This is a genomic window from Burkholderia sp. PAMC 28687, from assembly GCF_001577465.1.
Classification (GTDB): Bacteria; Pseudomonadota; Gammaproteobacteria; order Burkholderiales; family Burkholderiaceae; genus Caballeronia.
The window spans coordinates 839,833-863,280 of sequence record NZ_CP014507.1 but is presented as its reverse complement, the minus strand read 5'-3'; the positions used below and the strand labels follow the sequence as shown (position 1 = coordinate 863,280).

At 60.9% G+C, this 23,448-nt stretch carries 27 protein-coding genes; 22 read left to right on the top strand and 5 right to left on the bottom strand.

The genetic code is table 11. From position 1 onward, the window contains the following. Positions 1–27: 27 nt before the first annotated feature. Both AX768_RS26805 and AX768_RS26800 read left to right on the top strand, forming a co-directional pair. Positions 28–993 (top strand): GlxA family transcriptional regulator, encoded by a 966-nt coding sequence (locus AX768_RS26805; RefSeq protein WP_062003702.1) that lies wholly within the window; start codon positions 28–30, stop codon positions 991–993. Positions 994–1,082: 89 nt separating this feature from the next. Beyond that, the gene (locus tag AX768_RS26800) at positions 1,083–1,535 is read left to right on the top strand and encodes a hypothetical protein (protein WP_062003098.1); all 453 of its coding nucleotides are present in this window, start codon (positions 1,083–1,085) and stop codon (positions 1,533–1,535) included. Between the two features lie 6 nt (positions 1,536–1,541). On the opposite strand, the gene AX768_RS26795 is transcribed toward AX768_RS26800, so the two are convergent. After that, the gene (locus AX768_RS26795) at positions 1,542–1,838 is read right to left on the bottom strand and encodes a hypothetical protein (RefSeq protein ID WP_144022073.1); all 297 of its coding nucleotides are present in this window, start codon (positions 1,836–1,838) and stop codon (positions 1,542–1,544) included. 132 nt (positions 1,839–1,970) lie between these two features. On the opposite strand from AX768_RS26795, the gene AX768_RS26790 reads away from it, so the two are divergent. From AX768_RS26790 to AX768_RS26710, 18 genes are all read left to right on the top strand, one after another. Then, positions 1,971–2,207, top strand: coding sequence for a DUF3072 domain-containing protein (locus AX768_RS26790; RefSeq protein ID WP_062003096.1), 237 nt, complete (start codon positions 1,971–1,973; stop codon positions 2,205–2,207). A 25-nt stretch (positions 2,208–2,232) separates the two neighbouring features. Then, positions 2,233–2,409, top strand: coding sequence for a hypothetical protein (locus AX768_RS33355; RefSeq protein WP_172812028.1), 177 nt, complete (start codon positions 2,233–2,235; stop codon positions 2,407–2,409). 25 nt (positions 2,410–2,434) lie between these two features. Beyond that, positions 2,435–2,833 (top strand): hypothetical protein, encoded by a 399-nt coding sequence (locus AX768_RS26785; protein WP_062003095.1) that lies wholly within the window; start codon positions 2,435–2,437, stop codon positions 2,831–2,833. Positions 2,834–2,950: 117 nt separating this feature from the next. Continuing rightward, positions 2,951–3,847: a LysR family transcriptional regulator gene (locus AX768_RS26780; RefSeq protein WP_062003701.1), complete on the top strand. Its 897-nt coding sequence runs from the start codon at positions 2,951–2,953 to the stop codon at positions 3,845–3,847. Positions 3,848–4,064: 217 nt separating this feature from the next. Next, a complete protein-coding gene (locus AX768_RS26775) occupies positions 4,065–4,388 on the top strand; it encodes a MarR family winged helix-turn-helix transcriptional regulator (RefSeq protein WP_335340482.1) in 324 nt (107 codons plus the stop codon). Positions 4,389–4,431: 43 nt separating this feature from the next. Then, positions 4,432–5,532, top strand: a complete 1,101-nt coding sequence (locus AX768_RS26770) for an HlyD family secretion protein (protein WP_062003093.1) — start codon at positions 4,432–4,434, stop codon at positions 5,530–5,532. Further along, positions 5,529–7,100 (top strand): DHA2 family efflux MFS transporter permease subunit, encoded by a 1,572-nt coding sequence (locus tag AX768_RS26765; protein WP_062003092.1) that lies wholly within the window; start codon positions 5,529–5,531, stop codon positions 7,098–7,100. Before AX768_RS26770 ends, AX768_RS26765 begins: the two co-directional genes overlap by 4 nt. 8 nt (positions 7,101–7,108) lie before the next feature. Further along, positions 7,109–8,521, top strand: a complete 1,413-nt coding sequence (locus AX768_RS26760; protein ID WP_062003091.1) for an efflux transporter outer membrane subunit — start codon at positions 7,109–7,111, stop codon at positions 8,519–8,521. A gap of 61 nt (positions 8,522–8,582) precedes the next feature. Then, positions 8,583–9,512, top strand: coding sequence for a LysR family transcriptional regulator (locus AX768_RS26755; RefSeq protein ID WP_062003090.1), 930 nt, complete (start codon positions 8,583–8,585; stop codon positions 9,510–9,512). 103 nt (positions 9,513–9,615) lie between these two features. Next, complete coding sequence (locus tag AX768_RS26750) at positions 9,616–10,809, top strand: CaiB/BaiF CoA transferase family protein (protein WP_062003089.1); 1,194 nt, start codon at positions 9,616–9,618, stop codon at positions 10,807–10,809. Between the two features lie 71 nt (positions 10,810–10,880). Further along, a complete protein-coding gene (locus AX768_RS26745) occupies positions 10,881–12,227 on the top strand; it encodes an MFS transporter (protein ID WP_062003088.1) in 1,347 nt (448 codons plus the stop codon). Positions 12,228–12,570: 343 nt separating this feature from the next. Continuing rightward, positions 12,571–12,966, top strand: coding sequence for a hypothetical protein (locus AX768_RS26740; protein ID WP_335340481.1), 396 nt, complete (start codon positions 12,571–12,573; stop codon positions 12,964–12,966). A 75-nt stretch (positions 12,967–13,041) separates the two neighbouring features. After that, positions 13,042–13,326 carry a hypothetical protein gene (locus AX768_RS26735; RefSeq protein WP_062003700.1) on the top strand — a complete coding sequence of 95 codons (285 nt, stop codon included), beginning with the start codon at positions 13,042–13,044 and terminating at the stop codon, positions 13,324–13,326. Further along, a complete protein-coding gene (locus AX768_RS26730) occupies positions 13,323–13,598 on the top strand; it encodes a DUF6723 family protein (RefSeq protein WP_062003087.1) in 276 nt (91 codons plus the stop codon). The genes AX768_RS26735 and AX768_RS26730 overlap by 4 nt, the downstream gene beginning before the upstream one ends. Positions 13,599–13,856: 258 nt before the next feature. Continuing rightward, positions 13,857–14,060 (top strand): cold-shock protein, encoded by a 204-nt coding sequence (locus AX768_RS26725; RefSeq protein ID WP_056365119.1) that lies wholly within the window; start codon positions 13,857–13,859, stop codon positions 14,058–14,060. Positions 14,061–14,489: 429 nt separating this feature from the next. Further along, positions 14,490–14,726 (top strand): hypothetical protein, encoded by a 237-nt coding sequence (locus AX768_RS26720; RefSeq protein ID WP_062003086.1) that lies wholly within the window; start codon positions 14,490–14,492, stop codon positions 14,724–14,726. 416 nt (positions 14,727–15,142) lie between these two features. Then, entirely contained in the window at positions 15,143–16,834 is a 1,692-nt protein-coding gene (locus AX768_RS26715; protein WP_062003085.1) for a methyl-accepting chemotaxis protein, read from the top strand. Positions 16,835–16,997: 163 nt separating this feature from the next. Continuing rightward, entirely contained in the window at positions 16,998–17,462 is a 465-nt protein-coding gene (locus AX768_RS26710; RefSeq protein ID WP_062003084.1) for a hypothetical protein, read from the top strand. Positions 17,463–17,483: 21 nt separating this feature from the next. Here AX768_RS26710 and AX768_RS26705 read toward each other — a convergent pair whose 3' ends face one another. Beyond that, positions 17,484–17,945, bottom strand: a complete 462-nt coding sequence (locus AX768_RS26705) for a response regulator (RefSeq protein ID WP_062003083.1) — start codon at positions 17,943–17,945, stop codon at positions 17,484–17,486. A 265-nt stretch (positions 17,946–18,210) separates the two neighbouring features. Between AX768_RS26705 and AX768_RS26700 the strand changes: the two genes are divergently transcribed. Continuing rightward, the gene (locus tag AX768_RS26700; RefSeq protein WP_062003699.1) at positions 18,211–18,909 is read left to right on the top strand and encodes a response regulator transcription factor; all 699 of its coding nucleotides are present in this window, start codon (positions 18,211–18,213) and stop codon (positions 18,907–18,909) included. Positions 18,910–19,029: 120 nt separating this feature from the next. Here AX768_RS26700 and AX768_RS26695 read toward each other — a convergent pair whose 3' ends face one another. Further along, a complete protein-coding gene (locus tag AX768_RS26695; protein ID WP_062003082.1) occupies positions 19,030–21,057 on the bottom strand; it encodes an ATP-binding response regulator in 2,028 nt (675 codons plus the stop codon). Positions 21,058–21,315: 258 nt separating this feature from the next. Here AX768_RS26695 and AX768_RS26690 point away from each other — a divergent pair, with 258 nt between their 5' ends. Then, a complete protein-coding gene (locus AX768_RS26690; RefSeq protein ID WP_062003081.1) occupies positions 21,316–22,089 on the top strand; it encodes an SDR family NAD(P)-dependent oxidoreductase in 774 nt (257 codons plus the stop codon). Positions 22,090–22,099: 10 nt separating this feature from the next. Here the strand turns inward: AX768_RS26690 and AX768_RS26685 are convergent, their stop codons facing one another. After that, positions 22,100–22,483, bottom strand: a complete 384-nt coding sequence (locus AX768_RS26685; RefSeq protein ID WP_062003080.1) for a VOC family protein — start codon at positions 22,481–22,483, stop codon at positions 22,100–22,102. Between the two features lies 1 nt (position 22,484). Next, positions 22,485–23,441, bottom strand: a complete 957-nt coding sequence (locus AX768_RS26680; RefSeq protein ID WP_062003079.1) for a hydroxymethylglutaryl-CoA lyase — start codon at positions 23,439–23,441, stop codon at positions 22,485–22,487. Positions 23,442–23,448: the final 7 nt, after the last annotated feature.

Sequence of the window (23,448 nt, the reverse complement as noted above, 5' to 3'; positions counted from 1 at the left end):
CCGCAAATTCTTGAGGAGCACGACTTCATGCGCAGCGTCGCCATCGCGATCTTTCCGCAAGTGCAGGCGCTCGATGTAGCCGGTCCACTCGATGTTTTCGCCGAAGCGAACGGGTTTGTCGCGCCGGACGACGGATACGCAATCACGCTGGTCGGTGTCGACGACACGCCGGTGCGCGCGTCGAACGGCACGCGCATGCTTGCGGATCTCACGTGCGATGCAGCGCAGGGCGGCTTCGATATCGCGCTGGTCGCGGGCGGCCCGGCGCTTCCCGTCGATCAACCCGACCCGCGCCTGACATCCTGGTTGCGCGATGTCGCGTCCCGCTGCGATCGCTACGGGTCGATCTGCACGGGCGCATTCGCCTTGGGTCATGCGGGTTTGATCGATGGCCGTCATGTGACGACGCACTGGCAGAACGCGCCGCAACTCGCACGGATGTTTCCCAAGGCTAACGTGGAGCTCGACCGCATTCATATTCGCGACGGAAACCTCGTCACGTCGGCGGGGGTGACGGCGGGTATCGATGTCGCGCTTGCACTCGTCGCAGAGGATCATGGCTCGACGGTCGCGCTGGCGGTGGCGAAACGGCTTGTGGTGTTTGCTCAGCGACGTGGCGGCCAGTCGCAATTCAGTCCTTACCTGAGTGCACCCGCCGACGAAACCTCACCCGCCGCCCGGGTCCAGGCTTACGTGATGGAGCATATCGGCGAGCGGCTCACGGTCGAGAAGCTCGCGCAGATCGCTGGCATGAGCGAACGCAATTTCGCCCGCGCTTTCGTGGAGGCGACCGAACTGACGCCGCATGATTTCGTGGAACGCGCGCGTATCGATGCCGCGCGCAACGCGCTCGAAAGCACGGTCACGCCGCTGAAGACCATCGCGTACGAGTGCGGCTTTGGGACAGCGGACCGGATGCGGATCGTGTTCCGGCAGCGGCTGGGCGTGTCGCCGAATGATTATCGGGTGAGTTTCCAGAAGCGCGAAAGCTGATCCTTGCATGGACGAACGCTGGACCGGTTCGTGCTCCGGTTTGTGCTCGCATCCACTCGCGCAATCACACGAACATTCCGGAGACGTTGATGAAAGATGATGCTTACGAACGACGTGCGCTGCTCCTGCATCTGGGCGATGTCCTCGAAGCGCTCTCGTGCCTGTCACGCAGCGGCGCACGGCACGCGACGCTTGGCGAGGCGCTGGTCGCGGAAGATTCGCTGGTGAGTTTTACATGGCTGGGTTTCATCGATTCCGCAATGTCGCCGCGAACCGTATCGGATCGCGCAGCCAGCGCGTTCTTTCTCTGGCCGAAGTCGTTGCTCGACGAAAACCTGAACCGTCCTTTATTGGCATCGACAGTGCAGCACGACCTTTTTGCCGGCAATCCGCAAGGGTGGTCCAGATACGTGGCCGAGCGCAGGAAAGACGTCGCGTGGTTCGCGGAAGGCCTGAAAGCACCTCCCGCCGAAGGCGAACCTGAACCGGAAGCCTCAGAGGCCTCGGGCCTCACCCGCTGGCCCTGGCCCGAAAAAACCTGAAAGCATTCAGGGCTTCTTGCTCATGCTGCTTGCGCCAGCATCGAGCCCCATTCCGTTCTCGCGGCCGCTGGGCGGTTCCTTTCCCGCCGACACCTTGCCCGGCGCGGGCTTGAGGGCGTTGTCCCGCGCCACGGACGAACTCGTGGCGCTCGCGGGCGACGTGGTGTTGTGCTCGTCGTAGGCTGGCGTGCTGTCGGACTCGAGCTTGTTGGGCTTTTGCTGCTGGCCATCGGCGTAAAGTGGGACAGCCGATGCCGCGATCAAACTGCCGATCATCAAAAGAACGCGTGGGGAGAATGTCATTGTTATTCGGCTGGAGTCGCCGCCCGGTTTTATCGATGAATTGAGTCAAGCAAGTAACGCTCCCGGCAAAAACGTCCTGGGTGCTTGGAACACGGCTTGCTGTGGACTTGTGACCTCAACCAGGACGCGATCATGAGCAATCAACCGAATCAGCCAGCCGATGAAAACCCCAAGAGCCATCCCACTTCAAACGCCGAAAAAGATCCTGCCGACTGGGTCACGGGCGACGAAGCAATGACCGGCGCGCAGGCATCGTATTTAAAGACGTTGTCGGAAGAAGCGAAAGAACCATTCGATGCATCGCTGAATAAAGCGGAGGCGTCGCGAAGAATTGAAGAGCTTCAGGCGAAGACCGGCCGGGGCACCTGAATCCATTTCAACCGAGGACTGAACCATGGCAACAGAATCATCACGCGACACACCGCCCAAACAACGTGACGACGATGCCACTGCAGCAGACCGGCAACTGAGCGACGCGGAGAAGGACTCGCCCAAGGGCGAGCCCGCACCGCCCAAACCCGGTAGCGGCACCGACTTGCCCGACCCGAAAGACGTTGGCGAGGCCGGCTGAAATCTTTGAAACCGAGGACCGAACCATGGCATCCAAACCCAAGCAGGCCGACGACTCCGCTCCGGCGAGCCTCGCGGCAAGTCTCGCTTACACCTTCAAGTTGTTCGCAACCGACCATCGCGTTCTGGCGCAAAACGGCGATGGCAAACTGATCGACATCGGCGCGATCGAGCATCGTGAAAAGAAGGGCTTTGTCGTGTCGCTGGACGTCGACGAACTGGAATCGGAGCCGGAAGCGAGCGAGAAAAAAGCGCTGCAGAACATTGCGTCGCAGATTACGTTTGATTACCTCGATGGTCTTTTCACCAGCGAGGATGTCACTGAATTCCACGGCAAGCTGGCCGACCTGCCGCATATTGAACTGACGCTCGATGAAACCCTTCCACGCAGCCTGACCGACCGCACGCCACCCCATCTTTTCTAAGTCACAGGCAAGCCAGTCTTGCCATTCCAGTCCAAATCCTGGATTTGCCGCACAATCCCGACGACGCCCGCGCCCGACATCAAGATTGAAACGCGCGGCTTTCTCAAGGATCGAGCGATGGACTATCTGACAAGCCTGAAAGTGTTCCGGGCGGTCGTGGAGGCGAAAAGCTTCACGCGCGCCGCCGATCTGCTTGGCGTCTCGCCACCGGTTGTATCGCGTGCCATCTCCACGCTCGAGCAGCGGCTCGGTAACCGGCTTTTTCATCGCACGACCGGACATATTTCGCTGACGGAAACCGCCGAGAAGTTTTTCGAGGGTTGCTCGCGCGTGCTCGATGAACTCGATGCGCTGGAAACGCAGGCGTCGAACCGTGCCAGCGATCCAAGCGGCAACCTGCGTGTGGTTTCCCATACCACGGCGACATTGAGCCGCCTCGTGCCGCTGCTCGCCACCTTTCGACGCCGCTATCCGCTGGTCGGCGTGGATGTCACCTTGACGGAGCGTCCCGTCGATCTGGTCGCCGACGGTTACGATCTCGGCATCGTGCTGCCTTTCATGCTGACCAGCGACACCACCGTCACGCGCCTGCTTGAACGCATCCCGCTCGTGATCGTGGCCACGCCCGAATACCTGGCGGACAAGCCGCGGCCCATTCATCCCGCGGACCTGGCCGGACATGAGTTCGTCGCAATGCATCCGTCCATCCGCAAGCATATGCTGACGTTCCGCTTGGGCGACGGCGACGAATTGACGGTGCAGACCAAGGCCGACATGACATCGAATAATGCGCTGCTTAACCGCGGCCTCGTGTTGCAGGGACTTGGCGTGGGCGTGCTGCCTTCCGCGCTGGTGCGTGACGAGCTTGCGGCCGGCACGCTGGTTTCGCTGATGGACGACTTCGAGATAATCGATGGCGCCATCGAGATCCGTCTCGCCTATAGCAGCCGGACCTTGTTGCCGGCCAAGGTGCGGGCGTTCATCGAGCATGCATCCGAGTTCTTCGAAGTCTGAAGCGTCGGTTTTCATCCTCCTTTTGCATCGATTCCATTCCATTGTTGACTGATTCAACATCAATTTGATGTGCGCGATGACGGTTAACTAGGTGCATATACACACTTAGTCTGTGCACATGCACACCCGTCCACCCCGACATGATGACTGTTTTGCCCTCCGGCAGGCCGCACGCCATATCTCGCAGCTTTACGAGCGGCATCTCTCGGCGGCCGGCATGACGCCGACGCAATTCAGCATCGTGTCGGCGCTGGAACGCGCGCCCGACATGACGATGGCCGAGCTTGCGCAAGCGATGGTGATGGAACGCACGACGGTCGTTCGCGTGCTGCAGCCGTTGTTGCGCAACGGTCTGGTATCGGCGGAACTGGGCGGTCCGTGCCAGAGGAGGCTGCAACTCACGCTCACACAGATTGGCCAGGCCAGGCTCGCCGATGCACTGCGCTACTGGCATGCGGCGCAGGAAGAATTCGAAGCGAAGTTCGGGCGGCGTCAGGCCGCGCGCCTGCGGCGCGAACTGTTCCGGCTGACGAGCGAATGACCACGCGCTTAAAAGATATCCGATGCAACCAACAGGAAACGACATGACCACGCCTTCCACGCCGCTTGCGTCCACCGCATCTCCCGCCGTTGAAGGAGGCGCCCGGCGCTCGTTCCGGATCGGCTGGATGCCGGCGGCGATCATCGTCGTGCTGGTCGTGGTGGCCGCTGCCACCACTTACTGGTACACCGTGCTGCGTTTTGTCCAGAGCACCGATGACGCCTATGTAGGCGGAAACGTGACCGTCATGGCGCCGAAGGTGAACGGTTTCGTGACCGAGTTGCTGGTCGCCGACAATCAGCGCGTGAAGGCCGGACAAGTGCTGGTCCGCCTCGATTCCCGCGACTACGATGCCCGTCTCGCCCAGGCCGACGCCGACCTGAAGAGCGCACGTGCATCGGTTGATGAACTGGTTGCGCGGCAGCAACTGCAGGCTGCCGTGATCAACCAGAGTCAGGCGCAGGCGCGGGCGTCGTCGGCGGAAGTCACGCGCAGCGCGTCGGATCAGGTGCGTTATCGGCAACTGGTGAAGGACGAGGCGGTATCGAATCAGGTAGTCGAACGTGCCGATGCCGACTTTCTCAAGGCCCGCGCGACGCTTGACAACAGCAACGCCGCAACGCTTGCCGCCACCCGTCAGCTCGCCGTGCTCGCCGCACAGGTCGAAGACGCGAAAGCAAAGGTGGCGACCGCCGTCGCGTTGCGTCGCGTTGCCGAGTTGAATGTGGAATACACCACCATTCGCGCGCCGGTCGATGGCTACGTAGGCAATCGCACGGCGCGCGTCGGCATGCTGGCAAACACGGGCGCGGCGCTCCTGACCGTCGTCCCGGCGGACGGCCTTTGGGTCGATGCAAACTTCAAGGAGGATCAACTCAAGAAGATGCGCGTGGGTGATCGGGTCGACGTGGCGCTCGATGCCGCGAGCGACGTGATCCAGGGTCACATAGAAAGCCTGGCGCCCGCGACCGGCGCGACGTTCAGCGTGCTTCCGCCCGAGAATGCCACGGGCAACTTCACGAAGATCGTGCAGCGCGTACCCGTGCGAATTCGCCTGGACGTGCCGCCCGGCAAGGAGAACGTGCTGCGCGCCGGACTCTCGGCAACGGTCACGGTGCACCTCGGCGGCGTGAGCCATTCATGAACGCCGCGCCCCTCACTCCCGCCGACCAGCCGGTCAAGCAACGCATCTTCGCCTTCGCGCTGATGTGCCTGGGCTTCTTCATGGCGACGCTCGATATCCAGATCGTGGCGTCGTCGTTGAAGGACATCGGCGGAGGCTTGTCTGCAAGCCAGGACGAACTCTCGTGGGTGCAGACGTCCTACCTGATCGCGGAAATCCTGGTGATCCCGATGTCGGGCTGGCTCTCGAAAGTCTTCTCCACACGATGGTTGTTCGTAGCCTCGGCGGTCGGCTTCACTATCACGAGCATGCTCTGCGGCCTCGCATGGGATATCAACTCGATGATCCTCTTTCGCGGTCTGCAAGGCGCGCTCGGCGCCGCGATGATTCCCACGGTTTTCACCACGGCGTTCGTGTTGTTCCCGGGTAAGCAGCGCGTGATTGCATCGACGACGATCGGCGCGCTTGCATCGCTCGCGCCGGCCATTGGCCCGGTGATCGGCGGCTGGATCACATCGCAATGGTCGTGGCACTGGCTGTTTTATCTGAACCTCGTGCCGGGCCTTGTCGTTGCCATTCTGGTGCCGAAGTTCGTTCATATCGATGAACCGAATCTGGCCTTGCTCAAAAAAGGCGACTACCTGGGCATTGCGCTGATGTCGGGCTTTCTCGGCTGCCTGGAATACGTGCTCGAAGAAGGTCCGCGCAAGAACTGGTTCGGCGATGACGTGATCGTCACCTGTACATGGATCTCCGCCATCTGCGCCTTTCTGTTCCTCGTCCGCGCGTTTACTGCAAAGGATCCTGTCGTCGACCTGCGTGCGCTCGCGGTCCGGAACTTCGCGATCGGCTGCCTGCTGTCGTTCGTGACGGGCATCGGCATCTTCGTTTCGGTGTTTCTCACGCCGTTGTTCCTGAGCCGTGTGCGCGAATTCGATTCGCTGCAGATCGGCATTGCGTTGCTTTCGGTCGGTGTGTTCCAGTTGATGTCGCTGTGCGCATACGCCTACATTTCCCGTCTCGTCGACATGCGCTGGTGCCTTATCTTCGGCATCGTGTGTTTTGGTGTCGGCTGTTATTTCTATGTGCCGCTGACCAACGACTGGGGCTGGCAGCAGTTGTTATTGCCCCAAGCGCTGCGCGGAATCGGACAGCAGTTCCTCGTGCCGCCCGTGGTCACCATGGCGCTTGGTTCGTTGCCGCAATCACGCCTGAAGTCGGCAAGCGGTTTGTTCAACCTGATGCGCAATCTCGGCGGGGCGATCGGCATTGCAGTGAGCGCGACCATGCTCAACGACCGCCTGAATTTCCACTACGAGCGCCTGAGCGAAAGCGTCACGACCGGCAACCCGCAAACCGAGGCATTCCTCACGCGCCAGTTCGCGCATTGGGGGTCGGCCGCCGGCGACGCGTTGAATGCGACCAGCGCCAGCCTTGCGAACCTGCATGCGCTCGTGATGCGCGAGGCGCTCGTCCTCACGTTCTCCGACACGTTCTTCGTACTCTCGATGTGCTTTGCCATCGGCGCAATCAGCGTGATTTTCGCGCGGCCAATCGGCGCTGCTCCGCCTTCTCCTGACGCTCATTAAGGTCGATCATGCATAAAAGATTGCTGGCGCTGATGGCGCTGATACCGGGGCTGATGCTCGCGGCATGCGCCGTTCAACCCGCGCAGCACGCGGACCTGCCATCGACGGTAAAGACGGTTGCACCCGAAAACTGGAGCGTCGATGCACCCCAGGACAACGCCGATACCGCCGCATGGTGGCTGCAATTCGGCGACCCGGTGCTGCACGAACTGGTGGCGTCGGTGCTGAGCCAGAACCTCGATGTGCAAGCGGCGATCGAGCGCGTGAAACAGGCGCAGGCCGTCACCACGCAACGTCGTGCGGTGCTCTTGCCCGAGCTCGACGCCACTGCGACGGCCGCGAACACCCGCCAGAACGCGCCGCCGCCTTTGGGTTACGTACGTGATGCAGGGTTTGGCGTCGCGCTTGGCTGGGCGCCCGATGTCTTCGGCGGAGAACGCCTCGAATTACTGGCGGCAGAAGCGCAACTGACCGGCCGTCAACACGCCGTCGATGAACTTCGTCTCGCGCTCGCGGCAAATACGGCGTCGGCGTATGTCGATCTTCGATGGGCGCAGAGCGAGCAGAAGATCCTGCAAGACAACGTCGCCATCCGCGAACGCGCGCTCAAACTCACGCAAGAACGCATGCAGTACGGACTCTCCACGCGGCTCGACGTAGCCCGTGCGAAGAATCAGTTGAGCGAACTGCAATCGCGCTTGCCGCGGGCGGCATCGACGATTCAGCATCAGTTGAGCCTGATCGCGGTGTACTCGGGGCGCACGCCCGAATCGGTCGATACCCTCGTGCTCGCCACGCCCGCCGCAATCCCGACGCCGACCGATGCCGTGCCGCAAATGCTGCCGTCAGAAGCGCTGTTGCGTCGTCCCGATGTCCGCAGCGCCTACGCCGAACTCACGCAGCGCGCGGCGGAAGTCGGCGTGGCGAACGCGAATCGCTATCCGAAGTTTTCGCTGCAGCTGACCGATGGCTTGCTGGCAGCGTCGTACGTCGGCTTGCCTACGCTCACCGACAACCTTTTCAGCGCCGCGCTCAACGCAACGAGCCCGATCTTCAACGCGGGGCGCATCACCGCGGGTATCGAACAGAGCGAAAGCCGCATGCGGGAATCCGATCTGCGCCTTCGGCAGACCATGCTGCAGGCGTTGAAAGACGTGGAAGACACGCGCAGCGATCTCGTCAGCACGTCGGAGCAGGCAGATCGTTTGAAAGACGCGTTGCAGTCATCCGACCAGTCGCTGCGGCTTTCCACGCAACTGTATAAGGGCGGCGCGAGCGGTTTCCTCGATGTCCTCGCGGCGCAGGACGCTTACCTGAAAGACTCGGACGCGTTGAATCAGGCGAAGCGCGAGCACGCGCTTGCGGCGGTTGCGCTCTACCGTTCGCTTGGCGGCGGATGGAGCGAGACACGGCAGGACTGATGCTCTTAGGACGCCTCGGGTAACATCGGGCATCTTCCGCCCCACGACGCTCGACCCGCGCATGGCACTCAAAAACCTCCTGAGACGGCTTGACCTCACCACGCTGCAACTATTCCTCGCCGTCTACGAGGAAGGCACGCTCACACGCGCTGCCGAGCGCGAGGCGATCGCCGTTTCGGCTGCAAGCAAACGTCTGCTGGAACTCGAACAGGCCGTGGGCGCAGCGCTGTTCGTTCGCCGTGCGCGCGGCATGGAGCTCACGCCGGCCGGAGAAACGCTGCTGCACCACGCACGCCGCGTGTTGCGCGATGTCGAGAATATCGGCATCGAACTTGCCGAGCATGCAACCGGCGTGCGCGGTTATGTGCGGATGATGGCGAACCTCTCGGCCATCGTCGAATTCTTGCCGGAAGACCTGCGCGCTTTCTTTTCGATGAACGAACGCATCAAGCTCGACCTGGAAGAACGGCCTAGCAGCGGCGTGGTGGAGGGCATAGCCGACAGCCTCGCCGATGTCGGCATCTGCTCGGGCGAAGCGGATACCCGTGGGCTGCACGTGTCGCATTATCGGCACGATTCGCTCGTCGTCGTGATGCGCGAGGATCACGCGCTCGCGAGTCGCGAAAAGGTCGCGTTCGTCGAGACACTCGACGGCGATCATGTCGGGCTGCACGCGGCAAGCTCCATCAACCTGCGCACGCACATGGCGGCACGGCAGGCGGGCAAGCCCCTGCGCTTGCGCATCCAGGTACCGGGTTTCGATGCAGTGTGCCGCATGGTCCAGACCGGTCTTGGCATCAGCGTGCTGCCGCTCAAGGTGTTCAACACGGTCGGCCGCCCGCTGGGACTAACGGCCGTCACGCTCGATGAGCCCTGGAGCCAGCGAGATCTGATCGTCGTCGTGCGCGACGTCGGCGCGTTGTCTCCCGTCAGCAAAATGCTCTTCGATCACCTGCTTTCGGTCGAGCAACGCGAACAGAATCCGGCTTGAGCGTTCGCCGTTCGCGAACGGTCGTTGGTGAATTGAGGTTGGACGCGGGGCGCGGCGCGCTCCTAAGCTGTCTTCAGACTGGACATTTCTGGAGACATGCATCATGGCCGGACCGCTTGCAGGCATTCGCGTAATCGAGATCGGCACGCTCATCGCAGCGCCGTTCGCCGCCCGGCTGATGGGAGAGTTCGGCGCCGACGTGATCAAGATCGAAGCGCCCGACAATGGCGACCCGCTTCGCAAATGGCGAAAGCTGCACGAGGGCACGTCACTCTGGTGGTATCTGCAATCGCGCAACAAGAAGTCGGTGTGCGTGAATCTCAAGTCGCCGGACGGTGTGGATGTCGTCAAGCGCCTTGTTGCGGACGCCGATGTCATCATCGAGAACCTGCGTCCCGGCGCGCTCGAAAAACTCGGCCTCGGCTGGGACGTCCTGCACGAAATCAACCCCAGGCTCACGATGGTGCGCATCTCTGGCTACGGCCAGTCCGGACCGTATCGCGACCGTCCGGGCTTTGGCGCGATCGGCGAGGCGATGGGCGGCATCCGCTACACGACCGGCGAAGCCAATGGTGCGCCGGCGCGCGTGGGCGTGAGTCTCGGCGATTCGCTCGCGTCGCTGCATGGCGTGATCGGCGCGCTGATGTCCATCCTGCGCGTGAAGACGGGGCAGGGCGACGGGCAAGTGGTGGATGTTTCGCTGGTCGAAAGCGTGTTCAACCTGATGGAAAGCCTGATCCCCGAATACGATCTGCTCGGCCATGTGCGTGAGCGCAGCGGCGGCGCGTTGCCGGGCATTGCGCCATCGAATACCTATCCGACCGAAGACAACGGTTATGTCGTCATTGCGGGCAACAGCGATCCGATTTTCAAGCGCCTGATGCACGTAATAGGCCGCGCCGATCTCGCCGATGACCCCGCGCTCGCCCGCAACGACGGTCGCGCCGCGCAGAGCGAAACGCTGGATGCCGCCATCACCGCGTGGACCTCGCACCATTGCACGCAAGACGTGATCGCCGCGCTCGAAGCAGCGGCAGTACCTGCGGGCAGGATCTATTCCGTGGCGGACATCGTTGCGGACCCGCATTACCAGGCGCGTGACATGTTGCTCGATGCAGCGCTGCCCGGTGGGATATCGGTGAAGATGCCAGGCATCGTACCCAAGCTCTCGGACACTCCAGGCGAAGTTCGCTGGCAGGGGCCTTCGCTTGGAGAACATACGGATTCCGTATTAAAAGATCTCGGCTTCGATTCGCAGGACGTTGCCCGCCTGCGCCGCGAAGGTGCGGTTCAATAGTCGCCGTCATCACCTTCATTACCTTCAATAACGATGACCGGACATAACAACCAGTCCGGCAGGAGACGATCATGAGCGTTCCAGGCGCCACGGCGACCGCAGTACACGAGCAAGACGAAACCGATTTCAAGGCGATCATCCGGAAGGTCGCGTGGCGGGTGATGCCGCTGATCATGATCTGCTATCTGTTCGCCTTTTTCGACCGCATCAACATCAGCTTCGCGAAATTCCAGTTGCAAAGCGACCTGGGTTTCTCGGACACCGCCGACGGCCTCGGCGCAAGCCTTTTCGTGATCGGCTATGTTTTGTTCGAAGTCCCAAGTAACCTGATGTTGTACAAAGTCGGCGCCCGCCGATGGATTGCGCGCATCATGATTTCCTGGGGTATTGCCACGAGCTTGATGGTGTTCGTGGGCAATGAATGGCAGTTCTATGGGCTGCGCTTCATCATCGGCGCGATGGAAGCGGGGTTTGCGCCCGGTGTGCTGTATTACCTCACGCTGTGGTTCCCGGCGAGTCATCGCGGACGCATCACTTCCTTGCTGTTCCTGGCCTCCGCGTTTTCGGGGCTGGTCGGCGCACCGCTCTCGGGCCTTGTGCTCGGCCACATGGATGGCGTGCTCGGGATTCGCGGCTGGCACTGGCTGTTCCTGCTCGGCGGCTTGCCGTGCATAGCACTCGGTGTGCTCGTGCTCAAGGTTTTGAAGGACCGCATTGAAGACGCGGGTTGGCTCGACCCCACCGAAAAGTCGATGCTCGCAAGCCGTATCGTGCGTCAGGACCCGCACTCGGGCGCCGGGAAATCGCTCTGGGGCGCAATCACGACGCCGGGGTTCCTGACGCTCGGACTGGTCTACTTCCTGATCCAGGTGGCGTCCTACGGACTCAACTTCTGGGCGCCGCAACTGATTCGCAGCGCAGGCACACACAACCCGACGACGATCGGTCTGTTGACCGCCGTGCCTTACATCTGCGGCGCGATCTGCATGGTCGTCGTCGGCCGTCTTTCCGATGCGTCCGGCGAGCGCCGCAAGTTCGTCTCCGGATTGTTGCTGATGGCGGCGATCGGGTTTTTCGCCGCAGGCATCTTCGACAAACAGACCGGCTTGCTCATCATTTCACTGGGCGTGATGGGCGGCGGCGTGGTCGCATCGATCCCCGCATTCTGGGCCTTGCCGCCCAAACTGCTGACGGGTGCCGGAGCGGCAGGGGGCATCGCGCTGATCAACACACTCGGGCAGCTCGGCGGCATCGTGAGCCCGGTCATGGTCGGGCGGGTCCGCGACCTGACGGGCAGCACGACGCCAGCGTTGTATGCAATCGGGGCAATGAGCCTGGTTTGCGCCGCGATTCTGCTTTTCGGCCTGCCGGCAACGCTGCGGCAGAAAGATCAGCCGGAGGCGCGGGTTTCTACCTGATTGCAGTCCAGCTTAAAAGCGCTGTTTCAAGAATATTTGAAACGGCGCTTTATGCTTGCGGATTAACAATTCGGCCACTTATACCGCTTTGAATACCGCTTTGAACTCCGGACTCATGAAAACGGGAAAATCGTCCGGAGAGTTCATCCATCGCTTTAAATACTGTCGGGACATATCCGCGCGGCAAGCATCCCCGGAATCGGCGCTTACTCCGATTTGCCTTGCCCAAAACACCAATTCGGCGCATTCTTAATCGTTCCGATGCCGATGACCGCCTGTTTTCTCTATCGGTTCATCAGGTGTTTTCCACGGCGGTCAGCGCAGTGTGTTCAGCGAGTGCGTCATGACCATCCATATCAGCGAATATCGCGGCTTTGCACTGCGTGCTTATTCGCAGCAGATTTTCCCGCCCCACGGCGATCCGTTCGCAAAAGGCCCGAAGCGATTTTCCGCAATCGTCCAGATCGACTCGGTTCCCACCGACACTGCGACCTCGAAGCGATATTCGCCGGGCCTCAAGGGCACGGAGCCGGCGAGCGCGGACGCGGCGATTGAACTGGCGATGCAGTACGGCCGGGACATCATCGACGGAAAGGTGCAGGCAGGCGCGCTCTACAACGTGCGCAGCGGGCGCTTTTCGCATTCGGTGAGGCGCTTCAGGCCGGCTACGCCGGCTGTTGCGGCAGCGCCTGTGCCGCTGAAGACAGGCAATGACGGCGCAATGAACGACGGCACATGAACTGGGCTGAGAGCCAGGCAGCAATACCGCGTGACGGAATCTCGGGACCTCGCGCACAACCGAAAGAGCATGATCATGAATGACACAGTACGAAGCTACCGCGGCCTTGAAATCTACCCGCTGATCTACCCCCACAAGCCGCGTGGCGCGGACGGTTCGCGGCATTACGACTCAGGATTCGACGCCGCCGTGAAAATCTCGCGGCGCGGTATCGATGACAGCACCACGACCAGCCGGGTCTATCGCGTGCCGGGCGAAAGCCCTTTCACCGGTTCGGGCGAAGCGCGCCTCGCGTCGATGCGCTACGCCGAGCAACTGATCGACGGCAGCGTAGCCGGCGAATCCATCTCCGATCTATGAGTTACTCATCCTCACTCGACCTTCCTCGCGCCGTGTCCTCACTCGACAAACCTGCCGTGCGGAGCAATTACAACGTGGCGGTATCGTCCCGGCGCGCGACGGGCGGCACCATGCCCACGTTGCGCGTGACGCGCCTGTCCGACAAGCGTGTGATCTATCCGTTCGTGGGCTGTGCGGACATGCCGCTTTTCCCCGATGCACAGACCGCCCGCGACTACGCCGAGCAGTACGGCGCAAGCCTCGTTGCAGGCGATATTGCCGTGCCGGAGTGACGTGTGCAGGCGGATGTGCAGGTGCTGCGGGGCTGATATGGGGCGAATAGTCACATTGCGTGACTAAGCTCAGTCCGAAATAGCTTGACACGGCTCCTCAGCGGCCGTAATCTGAGGGTCGAAGTATTTCAAGAAGTTCGATTGCTGTTCATCATTCTCCGTTGTCATCTCCGCGGTATTTGTTGTCCTCTCACTTCCTTGAAACTTCTCTCGCCTCATTCAGAGGTTGCATCATCTTTATATTTTCAAGGATTTAATATGGATACCGGTATCGTCAAGTGGTTCAACGACAGCAAGGGCTTCGGCTTCATTACGCCTGACGCAGGCGGCGACGACCTCTTCGCCCACTTTTCGGAAATTCGCAGCGAAGGCTTCAAGACCCTCGCCGAAAACCAGAAGGTTAGCTTCGAAACGAAGCAAGGCCCGAAGGGTCTGCAAGCTTCGAACATTACCCCGCTGTAATTGACGGTGTAATTGGTTTTAACGTGTGAATTGGTTCGTACCGGTTCACACGTGCATCAAGCGTTTCGCGGAGCTTTGGCTCCCGGTTGCGGCAGCCGTATCAACCAGGTGATCTTTGAGTTATCAGGTTCCACGGCGCCGCTGCCATCAGCATTGCACCTGTCTGCCTCTGCTTGCATGTGTTGCATCCCCACTTTAGTCCGCTGTCGCATTAGTCCTCTGCCGCTTTAGTCCCCTGCAATCTCCTGCAACACTCCGCTGCTACATCGCGATTAAGCTGCGAACGTTTTGAGTTCGTCGCCGCGCTGTACCTCGGGCTGCTTTCTGCTGTATTTCTGCTGCTCCTCTGCGAATTCATGGCCTCGTGCCAGCAACGACGCGTCCTTGCACAAGCTTTTGTGGGACGGCGTTCATTCGTGTGTATCACCCATGCATAACTCAAACGATAACTCTAAAATTTCGCAATATCACGGCTACAAAGTCATAGCTTTCGCACATCGTCTGCCGGACGGATTGTTCGCATCCAATTTGCTGCTTGAACGTAACAGCGGCACGGGCAAAGGCAATCGTTATCAGTTTCACGCCCTTGACTACTTCAAGGACGAAGCGCAGGCAATTGGTCACTCCCGCAAATGGGCTCGCAACTGGGTCGACGATCGCGGCTGATTCCAGCCGGTCGTGAAAATCCCTGACTGACGCGCGCAATAGCGCGGTCAACATCAACAAGGCGCACCTCGGGTGCGCCTTTGTCGTATGCGTCGGCAAAAAATCCCTCAGAAACACGGGCGCTGCGAAATTCAGTAAAAGATCTGCATCTTTTTCCTCAAGCAATTTTTCTGGCGGTCGATAAACACATTGCCTGGATCGACAAATGTGCGACGGAGCATCACGAAAAAAGTTTATCGCGTTCGAGGGGTGAGAGCCTCGCCGTCTTAAAGCACTTTGCGACAGGCATGGGCCGCGGGCAGGACCATCGATAAAACCGGTCCGCCCGCGCCGCACTCGATCCGCTGGCGGTTCTTTGGGGGCAAAGGCCGCAGCGGCAACTCAGCCGTTATGCCCGTGAGGGCAGGAGTCGCCACATGAATCTCAAGGACGTGTCCATCAAGAGCAAGCTCATCGGAGGATTCGGTGTGCTCGCCGTCATCGTGCTAGGCGTTTCGGTGATGTCGCTGCACGCTTTAAGCGCGTCGACCGACGGCTTCTCCAGCTATGTGCATGGCCCGAATGCCCGCGCCGATGTCGCCACGCAAGTGCGCACGGCCGTGGATCGCCGGGCAATCGCCGCGCGCAATCTCGTGCTCGTCACGAAACCATCGGACCTCGAGATCGAAAAAGCCGAAGTGATTCAGGCCTCGGAAGATGTGCAGACGAAGCTCAAGCTCCTGAAAACCATGGTCGCAACCGGGCCTGACAGCAGCGACACCGCCCGCAGCCTCGTGAGCGAGGTGGATCGTGTGGAATCGCTCTACGGGCCGGTCGCGAATGACATCGTGGCGTTGGCGCTGAGCGGCAAGCACGACGAGGCCATCGTGAAGATGGACAACGAATGCCGGCCCTTGCTGGCCGCGCTCGTCAGGGCCACGAACGCTTACGCGGAATACACGCGTGGGCGTCAGGAGCAAATGGTGCGCGAGTCAGACGAGCAATACCAGACGCAGCGCAACTGGATGGTCGCGCTTTGCGTCGCCGCGCTTGCGTTGGCAGCCGCCGCGGGCGTGTTCATTACGCGCTCGATCACCGTCCCGATCCGCCGTGCAGTCGATGTCGCCAGCACGGTCGCGCGTGGTGACTTGCGCAGCCGCATCGTGGTGATGCAGAAGGACGAAACCGGCCAGTTGCTCGGCGCGCTCGCCGATATGAACGCGCGCCTGATCGAAACCGTGAGCCGCGTGCGTGAAAGCAGCGGAAGCATTGCCAACGCTTCCACCGAGATTGCCACCGGCAATACCGACCTCAGTCAACGGACGGAGGAACAGGCGGCGTCGCTGGAGGAAACGGCGGCGAGCATGGAAGAGCTGACATCGACGGTGAAGCAGAACACGGAGAACGCGCAGCAGGCAAGCGCTCTGGCATCGAGTGCATCGAATGTCGCAGAGCGCGGCAGCAAGGTCGTGAGCCAGGTGGTCGACACCATGCACGGCATCAGCGCGAGCTCGGCGAAGATTGCGGAAATCACCGGGATGATCGAAGGTATCGCGTTCCAGACGAACATTTTGGCACTGAATGCGGCCGTGGAAGCGGCGCGGGCGGGCGAGCAGGGACGCGGTTTTGCCGTTGTGGCGAGCGAGGTGCGCAGCCTGGCGCAACGGTCATCGAGCGCGGCCAAGGAGATCAAGGAGCTGATCGCAAACTCGGTGCAGCAGGTCCAGAGCGGATCGGTGCTTGCCGGGCAGGCCGGCGAGACGATGGCCGAAGTCACGCAGGCGGTGGCGCGCGTGACGGACATCATGGAGGAGATCGCGGCGGCATCGATCGAGCAGGGGCGCGGTATCGAACAGGTGAATCAGGCGATCACACAGATGGACGAGGTCACGCAGCAAAACGCGGCGCTGGTGGAGGAAGCCGCGGCGGCATCGCATTCGCTGCAGGAACAAGGGCGCCAGTTGATGGATGCGGTTGCGTTTTTCCAGATGGAGGGTTCTGCGGCGGCGAGCGCGGCGCCGCAAGCTCGTGCGATTGCGAGGGGTGCACAGGGCGTGCAGAAACGAGCGCCGGCCGTTCGCATCGCGCAACTGAAAGCTGCCGGCGATGACGGCTGGAGCACGTTTTAAATTGCTTTGAGCTCTATAGGAAAACGGCGCGGACGTCTTTGGACTCCGCGCCGTTTTTCATGGTCCTTCCTTGATCGATTGAGTTCGGATATTGCTCGGGAACGCGAACTGCGTTTGGCTCACTGAGTCCCGATCTTCCTTCTTCGAACCACCGGAGCTTTTGATGTCCCTCTATCTTTTGGCATTGCTCATCGGCGTGATTGCCGGTCTCCGGGCGATGACCGCGCCCGCCGCCGTAAGCTGGGCCGCGCACCTTGGCCTCCTGCCGCTGCAGCACACGCCGCTGGCTTTTCTCGGCGCGACGATCACGCCGTACATCCTGACGGTGCTCGCCCTCATCGAACTCGTGACAGACCAGTTGCCCAAGACGCCCAGCCGCAAAGTGCCGATGCAGTTCGGCGCGCGGCTTGTGACCGGTGCCGTGAGCGGCGCCGCGATAGGGGCGGCGGCCGGATCGATGATCGGTGGTGCGGTGGCCGGCTTGATCGGTGCAGTCATCGGCACGTTTGGCGGGGCGAGCGCCCGAGGCGCGCTGGCGCGTGCGTTTGGCCGTGATCTGCCTGCCGCGCTGGTAGAGGATGCAGTAGCCGTGGTGGGCGCGGTGCTGATCGTCATGGCGATCGGCTGAAGCCGGGACCCCGGGCAAGTTTTAGTAGCTGCGGCGTTGCGGTATCGAAAAGTAGGTGGTCAGCATTTCCGCCAGGCGCCAGGTGGCGCAGGGGCGGCGGCAATGGGCATCGAATCCGGCATGCTTCAACGTTTCGATGGGGTCCGCCGGCCAGATATTGCTGATTGCGACCAGTAGGCGGCCGGTCATGTCGGCGTCTGGCCGTAGCGCGCTGATGAAGGCGTAACCGGAATCGCTGTCGAGCCGCGTATCCAGTATCAATGCCTGGGGTTTCCAGTTCTGCAGCAATGAACGCGCTGACTTCAGGTTCTGCGTTTGCATCACCTGTAATCCGGTAAGCCGCAGTAATGCTGCCAGCGACTCGCCAATCAGCTTGTCCTGATGCGCGATCAACACGCGGGGCGAACCGACAGGCATACGTGCCTGCTTGCCGCTCCATAGCGCAAAGTGTCTCTCGTCATCGGTGCCTGAACGACTGCTCATGATGTCCTCCTCGTGGTTTTTATGTGAGTGGAACGCCGGACCGTGTCTCCTCTCGCTAGCTGCAGCTTCGAGTTCGGTGATGGCGGTGTTGCAGAGTCGATGACGCAGTGTCGCGTTTAAGCGTTCGCCGCAAAACCCGGTCGAGGAGGGGCATGGCGCGCGATTTTCGGGGGGATCGAATACCCTCCCACTGATCCCTGCGAAAGGAGGGGTTGCGGGAGGTCACCTTACCGGTACCATCGAATCGTGATTTTTGGGAATGGCAATGGAAAACGGTAACTTCAAGACGGTGCTGCTGGTCGAGGATGAGGGGCTCACGCGAAGCGCCATGAAGAGCCTGATCCTTGCCAATGAACCGTTACTCGATATCGATGAGGCTGACGGCATCGAACAGGCCAAGGAGAAACTCTCCGGCGGCTCGTACGATCTGGTCTTTCTCGACTATCAATTGCGGGGGAACTCCACGGGCCTCGATCTGCTGAACTGGATCGGGGAACAGGAGCGCGAGGTGCAGACCATCATGCTGTCCGCACAAGATGACCGCGATACGGTGCTGGAATGCATCAGGAGCGGCGCATGCGGATTTATATCGAAGGCGAGTGAGCAAGGCGCGGGCGTGTTTCGCGAGGCGCTCAAGACTATCCTGAGCGGCCGGGTATATTTGCCCAATAGCGTGCTTGGAAAGGGCGGCCACAGCCCCAAGCCGGTATCGACGCATTCAGGCGTGACGGTCGAGTCGCTGAACCTGCCGCCACGGCTGACGGAAACGCTGCGTTATTTGCTGCAGGGTTTATCGAACAAGGCGATCGCCAGGAAGATGAATATCAGCGAGAACACCGCGAAGGAGTATTCGAGCGATCTCCTCGCGCGGTTTCATGTGACACGGCGAACCTTCCTGATTGTAGAGATGGCGCGCCGAGGAATTGAGATGCCGATGGGTAGTGCCGCGGTGCCGGCAAGGTAAGCGGGGGTTGGGCAGGATCTGAGAGACCAAAAATAAGAAACGCAAGGGCAGGCGAGTCGCCTGCCCATTGCAACCAAGTACATTCGAATCACCGCGTCAGCACTGGCTCGATCTTCTCCTTCAGCACCGCCAGGCCGCTTCAGCAAACGACCTCCCCGATATCAGCGATGCAATCTGCCTGCGCAGTTCCGCAGGACTCACCGGCTTGCTCAGCACGTCGTGATCGCAGGCAAGCGGCACGATCGTCGCGGCGGGCTCGCCCGTCACGACCAGACATGGGCAACGCCGGCCCAACTTGGCGGCGCCGAGCATCGCGACTTCGCGGGCGGTCTTTTCATCGCGCAAACGGAAGTCGGTGATGATCAGGTCCGGGTATCGCTCGATCGAACCCAGTATCTGTTCGAACTCCTCGAAGCTGCTGGCCGAATCGAACAGCACGCCCCATTGCACGAGCAGCGCTTCCGTCGATGCCCGCACGAGGCTGTCATCCTCGACCAACAGTACATACAGCCCTTCGAGCGGCACTTCATGATAGTCAGCGGTGTCGCCCTTTGCGCGCGGCGCGGCGTCTCCAAGCGGCGAGCCGCAAATCGGCATTTCCAGCGAGAAACGCGAACCACGGCCTTCTGCCGATTTCAGTTCGATCCGATGCTCCTCCAGCATCGAGACCACCGCGTTCACGATCGATAATCCCAGCCCGAGCCCGCGATCGTTGTCCTGCTCCGCATTGCCGACCTGGAAGAACGGCTGGAAGATTGCGTCCCAGTGCTCGGACGCAATGCCGATGCCGTTATCGACCACATCGATGCGCGTACGCGTCGCCGAGCGCACCACGCCCACGATCACAACGGGCTTGGGATTCTTGACGGCATCGGCGTAACGAATTCCGTTGGATACCAGGTTCGCAATAGCCCGTTGAAGCCAGTGCGAGTCGCTGCGCACGTAGACGGGCGCGGCAGGCATGCGCAGGCGCAGGTCGACGCCATGCATGGCGGCAAGCGGCCGCAATTGCTCGGCGACTTCGAACACCGCGAGCTTCAGGTCGAACACGTGATATCGCGGCATCACGCGACCCGATTCGAGCCTCGAGAGATCCAGCACGGCGTTCAGGAATCGCGCGAGGATCACGGAGGAACGGCCGGATTCATCGATAAGCCTCGCCGCTTCGGTCACGTCGTCGTGGCGCACGGCTTCGGCGGCCGCTTGCAGGAAGAGGTTGAGCGCGTGCATGGGTTGCCGCAGATCGTGCGTGGCGGCGGCGAGGAAATTGGACTTCTCCTTGCTGGCCGTTTCCGCGGCCAACGTTTGCTGCTCTTTGAGCGATATCAGCGCGCGGGTTTTTGTGTCCTGATCCTTTTTCGATGCCAGCAAGTCGAGGTTTTTGCGCTCCAGTTGTACGTTCGCCGTGAGCAATTCGTTGTTGAGCACGCCGAGGGCGCGCTCGGCCGAAAAGCGTTCGCGCGATACCCGTTCCGCGTGAACACACACACCATGTCCGATCACGACCACGTTGAACAGATAGAACATGCCCATGTAGAAATCTTCGGGCGAAAGAATCCGGATGGTGAGCTGCAGCAGGATGATGCTGGAAAACGTGACCACGGCGGCTGTCAACGCGACCTTCGACTTCAGATAGAAGAAACCGAACTGAAAGAAAAAGACTAAATACAGGCCGACGAAATACCACGTGTAGTTGAACGGCCGTGGCGTGATGGAAACCAGCAGGAGCAGCAACAGGTTGCAGCCGTAGACGCCCATGAGCGTCACCCGCTGGGACGTGGCATGGGTGGCGAACGAACCCCGCAGAGCCAGGCTCAGCACGAACATCAGCCAGACGATGCCCGCAAACCGCAGCGCCATGATGTCCATGAACACGGGTTCGAGCACCGTGCTCACGCGCCCGAAATTGAAGTCGTACCAGAGGAAGCAGACCCACACGCTCAACGCGAGCAGCGCGGACGCGCGCCGGAAGGCGCAGAAGCGCCGGCTATGGTCTTCGAGGAACTGCGCTTCCAGCGCAACGTCGGGAAATGCCTTGGGAACCGACAGGTTACGGATGAGGCTCAGGCCTGCGTCGCGTGCGGATGCCGAAACGAGCTGTGACGGCGTTGGCGTGGCGATCTCTGCGGTGTGCTCCGGTACGTCCATGTTTCGCTCACTCGAAAAGAACGTGACCGGCTACTGTAGCGGAGCACGCGTCTTATGAAAACCTCGTAATTGCAGGGCTTTTAAGCGTTCGGCTGGCGATGACCTCGTGTCATTGATTCGATGACGCGCACGCTATCGTCATTCAAACTCCGCCGCATTACGATTTATTCCCTGTTTGCCGCATCGCCGAGATCTTTTACGAAGTCGGATGCGGCGCTTATTGATCAGATCTAAGCAGATCCATATAGGACGAAAAACATGTCACGCGTTTTCATAACGGGTTCCGCCGATGGCCTCGGGCAGATGGCTGCAGAGTTGCTGGTGGCGCAGGGTCATCGCGTGGTTCTGCATGCACGTAACGAAAAGCGCGCCGGCGATGCAATGCGTGCTGTGCCATGTGCGGAAGCGGTGGTATCGGGCGATCTGTCCAGTATGGACGCAACACGTGACGTTGCCGAGCAAGTGAACCGGCTTGGCCGCTTCGATGCCGTGATCCATAACGCGGGCGTTGGTTATCGCGAGTCGCGGCGTATCGAGACCATCGATGGCTTGCCTCATGTCTTCACGATCAACACGATTGCGCCTTACATCCTCACAGCTTTGATCGAAAAGCCTGAGCGGCTCGTGTATCTCGGTTCGGGCATGCATGAAGGCGGCGATCCGGGTCTCGATGACCTGCTGTGGGAACAGCGCAGGTGGCAAGGCGCAAGCGCCTATTCGGATTCGAAGCTGCACGATCTCTGGCTCGCATTCGGCGTTGCACGGCGCTGGCCGGGCGTTTTATCGAACGCGGTCCATCCCGGATGGGTGCCGACCAGGATGGGCGGCGCGGGTGCGCCCGACGACATGAAGGCCGCACCGCGCACGCAAGCATGGCTTGCGGTCAGCGACGATCCTGCAGCAAGCGTGACGGGCGAATATTTCTTCCATATGAAACCGCGCAAGCCGAGTGCGGCCGCAAGCGATGAGCGTTTGCAGGACGGCCTGATCGCAGCATGCGAGCGACTGACCGGTATTCGTCTGCCGAATTGAACGCCTTGGATCAGACCAGTTCGGAAATCTCGATCAAATTCAGATCAGGGTCGCGGACATACACCGAGCGGATTTTTTGCGTTGCACCGGTCCGTTCTACCGGCCCCTCGATGATCGGCCAGTCGCACTGGTTCAGGTGTGCAATGACGTCGTCCAGGGGAACGGCTGCGATAAAACACAGGTCGAGCGCGCCCGAAACCGGCAGATGCGCCTTCGGCTCGAATTCCTTGCCGCGAACATGCAGGTTGATTTTCTGCTTGCCGAAGCGAAACGCGCTGCGCCCCTCGCCGAAAGTTTCGAGCTGCATGCCAAGGACTTCCGTGTAGAAGTGGCGAGTCGCCGTTTCGTCGATGCAAGTCAACACCAGATGATCCAGATGATCGATGAGGGCCATATCAAGCTCCTTCGTGTGCGGCTGTTCTTTGCTGATCGGGCGGGGTGTCGTGAAGATCGAGCCGGCGGCCGGCCTTGAGAATCTGGCTGGGTACATCGTGGCCGATCAACCCGGGCAACAACGCCGATGCCTTAAGCACGGCAGCGAGATCGACACGGGTATCGTAGCCGTCGAGCGCCAGCATGTGCACAAGTTCTTCGGTACAGACGTTGCCGCTCGCGCCTGGCGCATACGGACAGCCGCCAATGCCGCCCAGCGACGCATCGAAACGATCGATACCCGCCTCCAGCGCCGCGAGAGTGTTGGCAAGCGCCATGCCGCGCGTATTGTGAAAGTGCAGCGTCAGTTCGAGCGCAGGAAACACTTTGCGCACGCGCTCGCACAAGGCTTTCACTTGCGACGGATAAGCCATGCCGGTGGTATCGCAAAGGGTCACGCCGTGCACGCCGAGCGTGGCGAATTCTTCCGTCCAGCGCAGCACTTCTTCAACGGGAATGTCGCCTTCCATCGGGCATCCCATCGATGTCGACAGCGACACATTGATGGCAACCGGCGTCGACTTCACCACGCCGATCACCTCGCGCAACTGGGCGAACGACTGCTCGCGGCCCATGCTCAGGTTCGCGCGGTTGTGAGTTTCGCTGACCGACATCACGAGGTTGACTTCATCCAAGCCGCACGACAACGCGCGCTCCGCCCCGCGCACATTCGGCACGAGCGCGGTGTAGACCACGCCTTCGCGCCGCGTAATGCCGTGCATCACGGCTTCGGCGTCGCGCAATGCGGGAATCGCCTTGGGCGACGTGAACGACGTTACTTCGATCTTCGCGAAGCCGCACGCGCTCAGGGCATCGACGAGGGCGATCTTTGCGTCGGTATCGACGAACTGCTTTTCGTTCTGAAAGCCGTCGCGGGTCGCGACTTCCTGGATATACAGGCGTTTATGAATTGTGGTCATGGCAGTG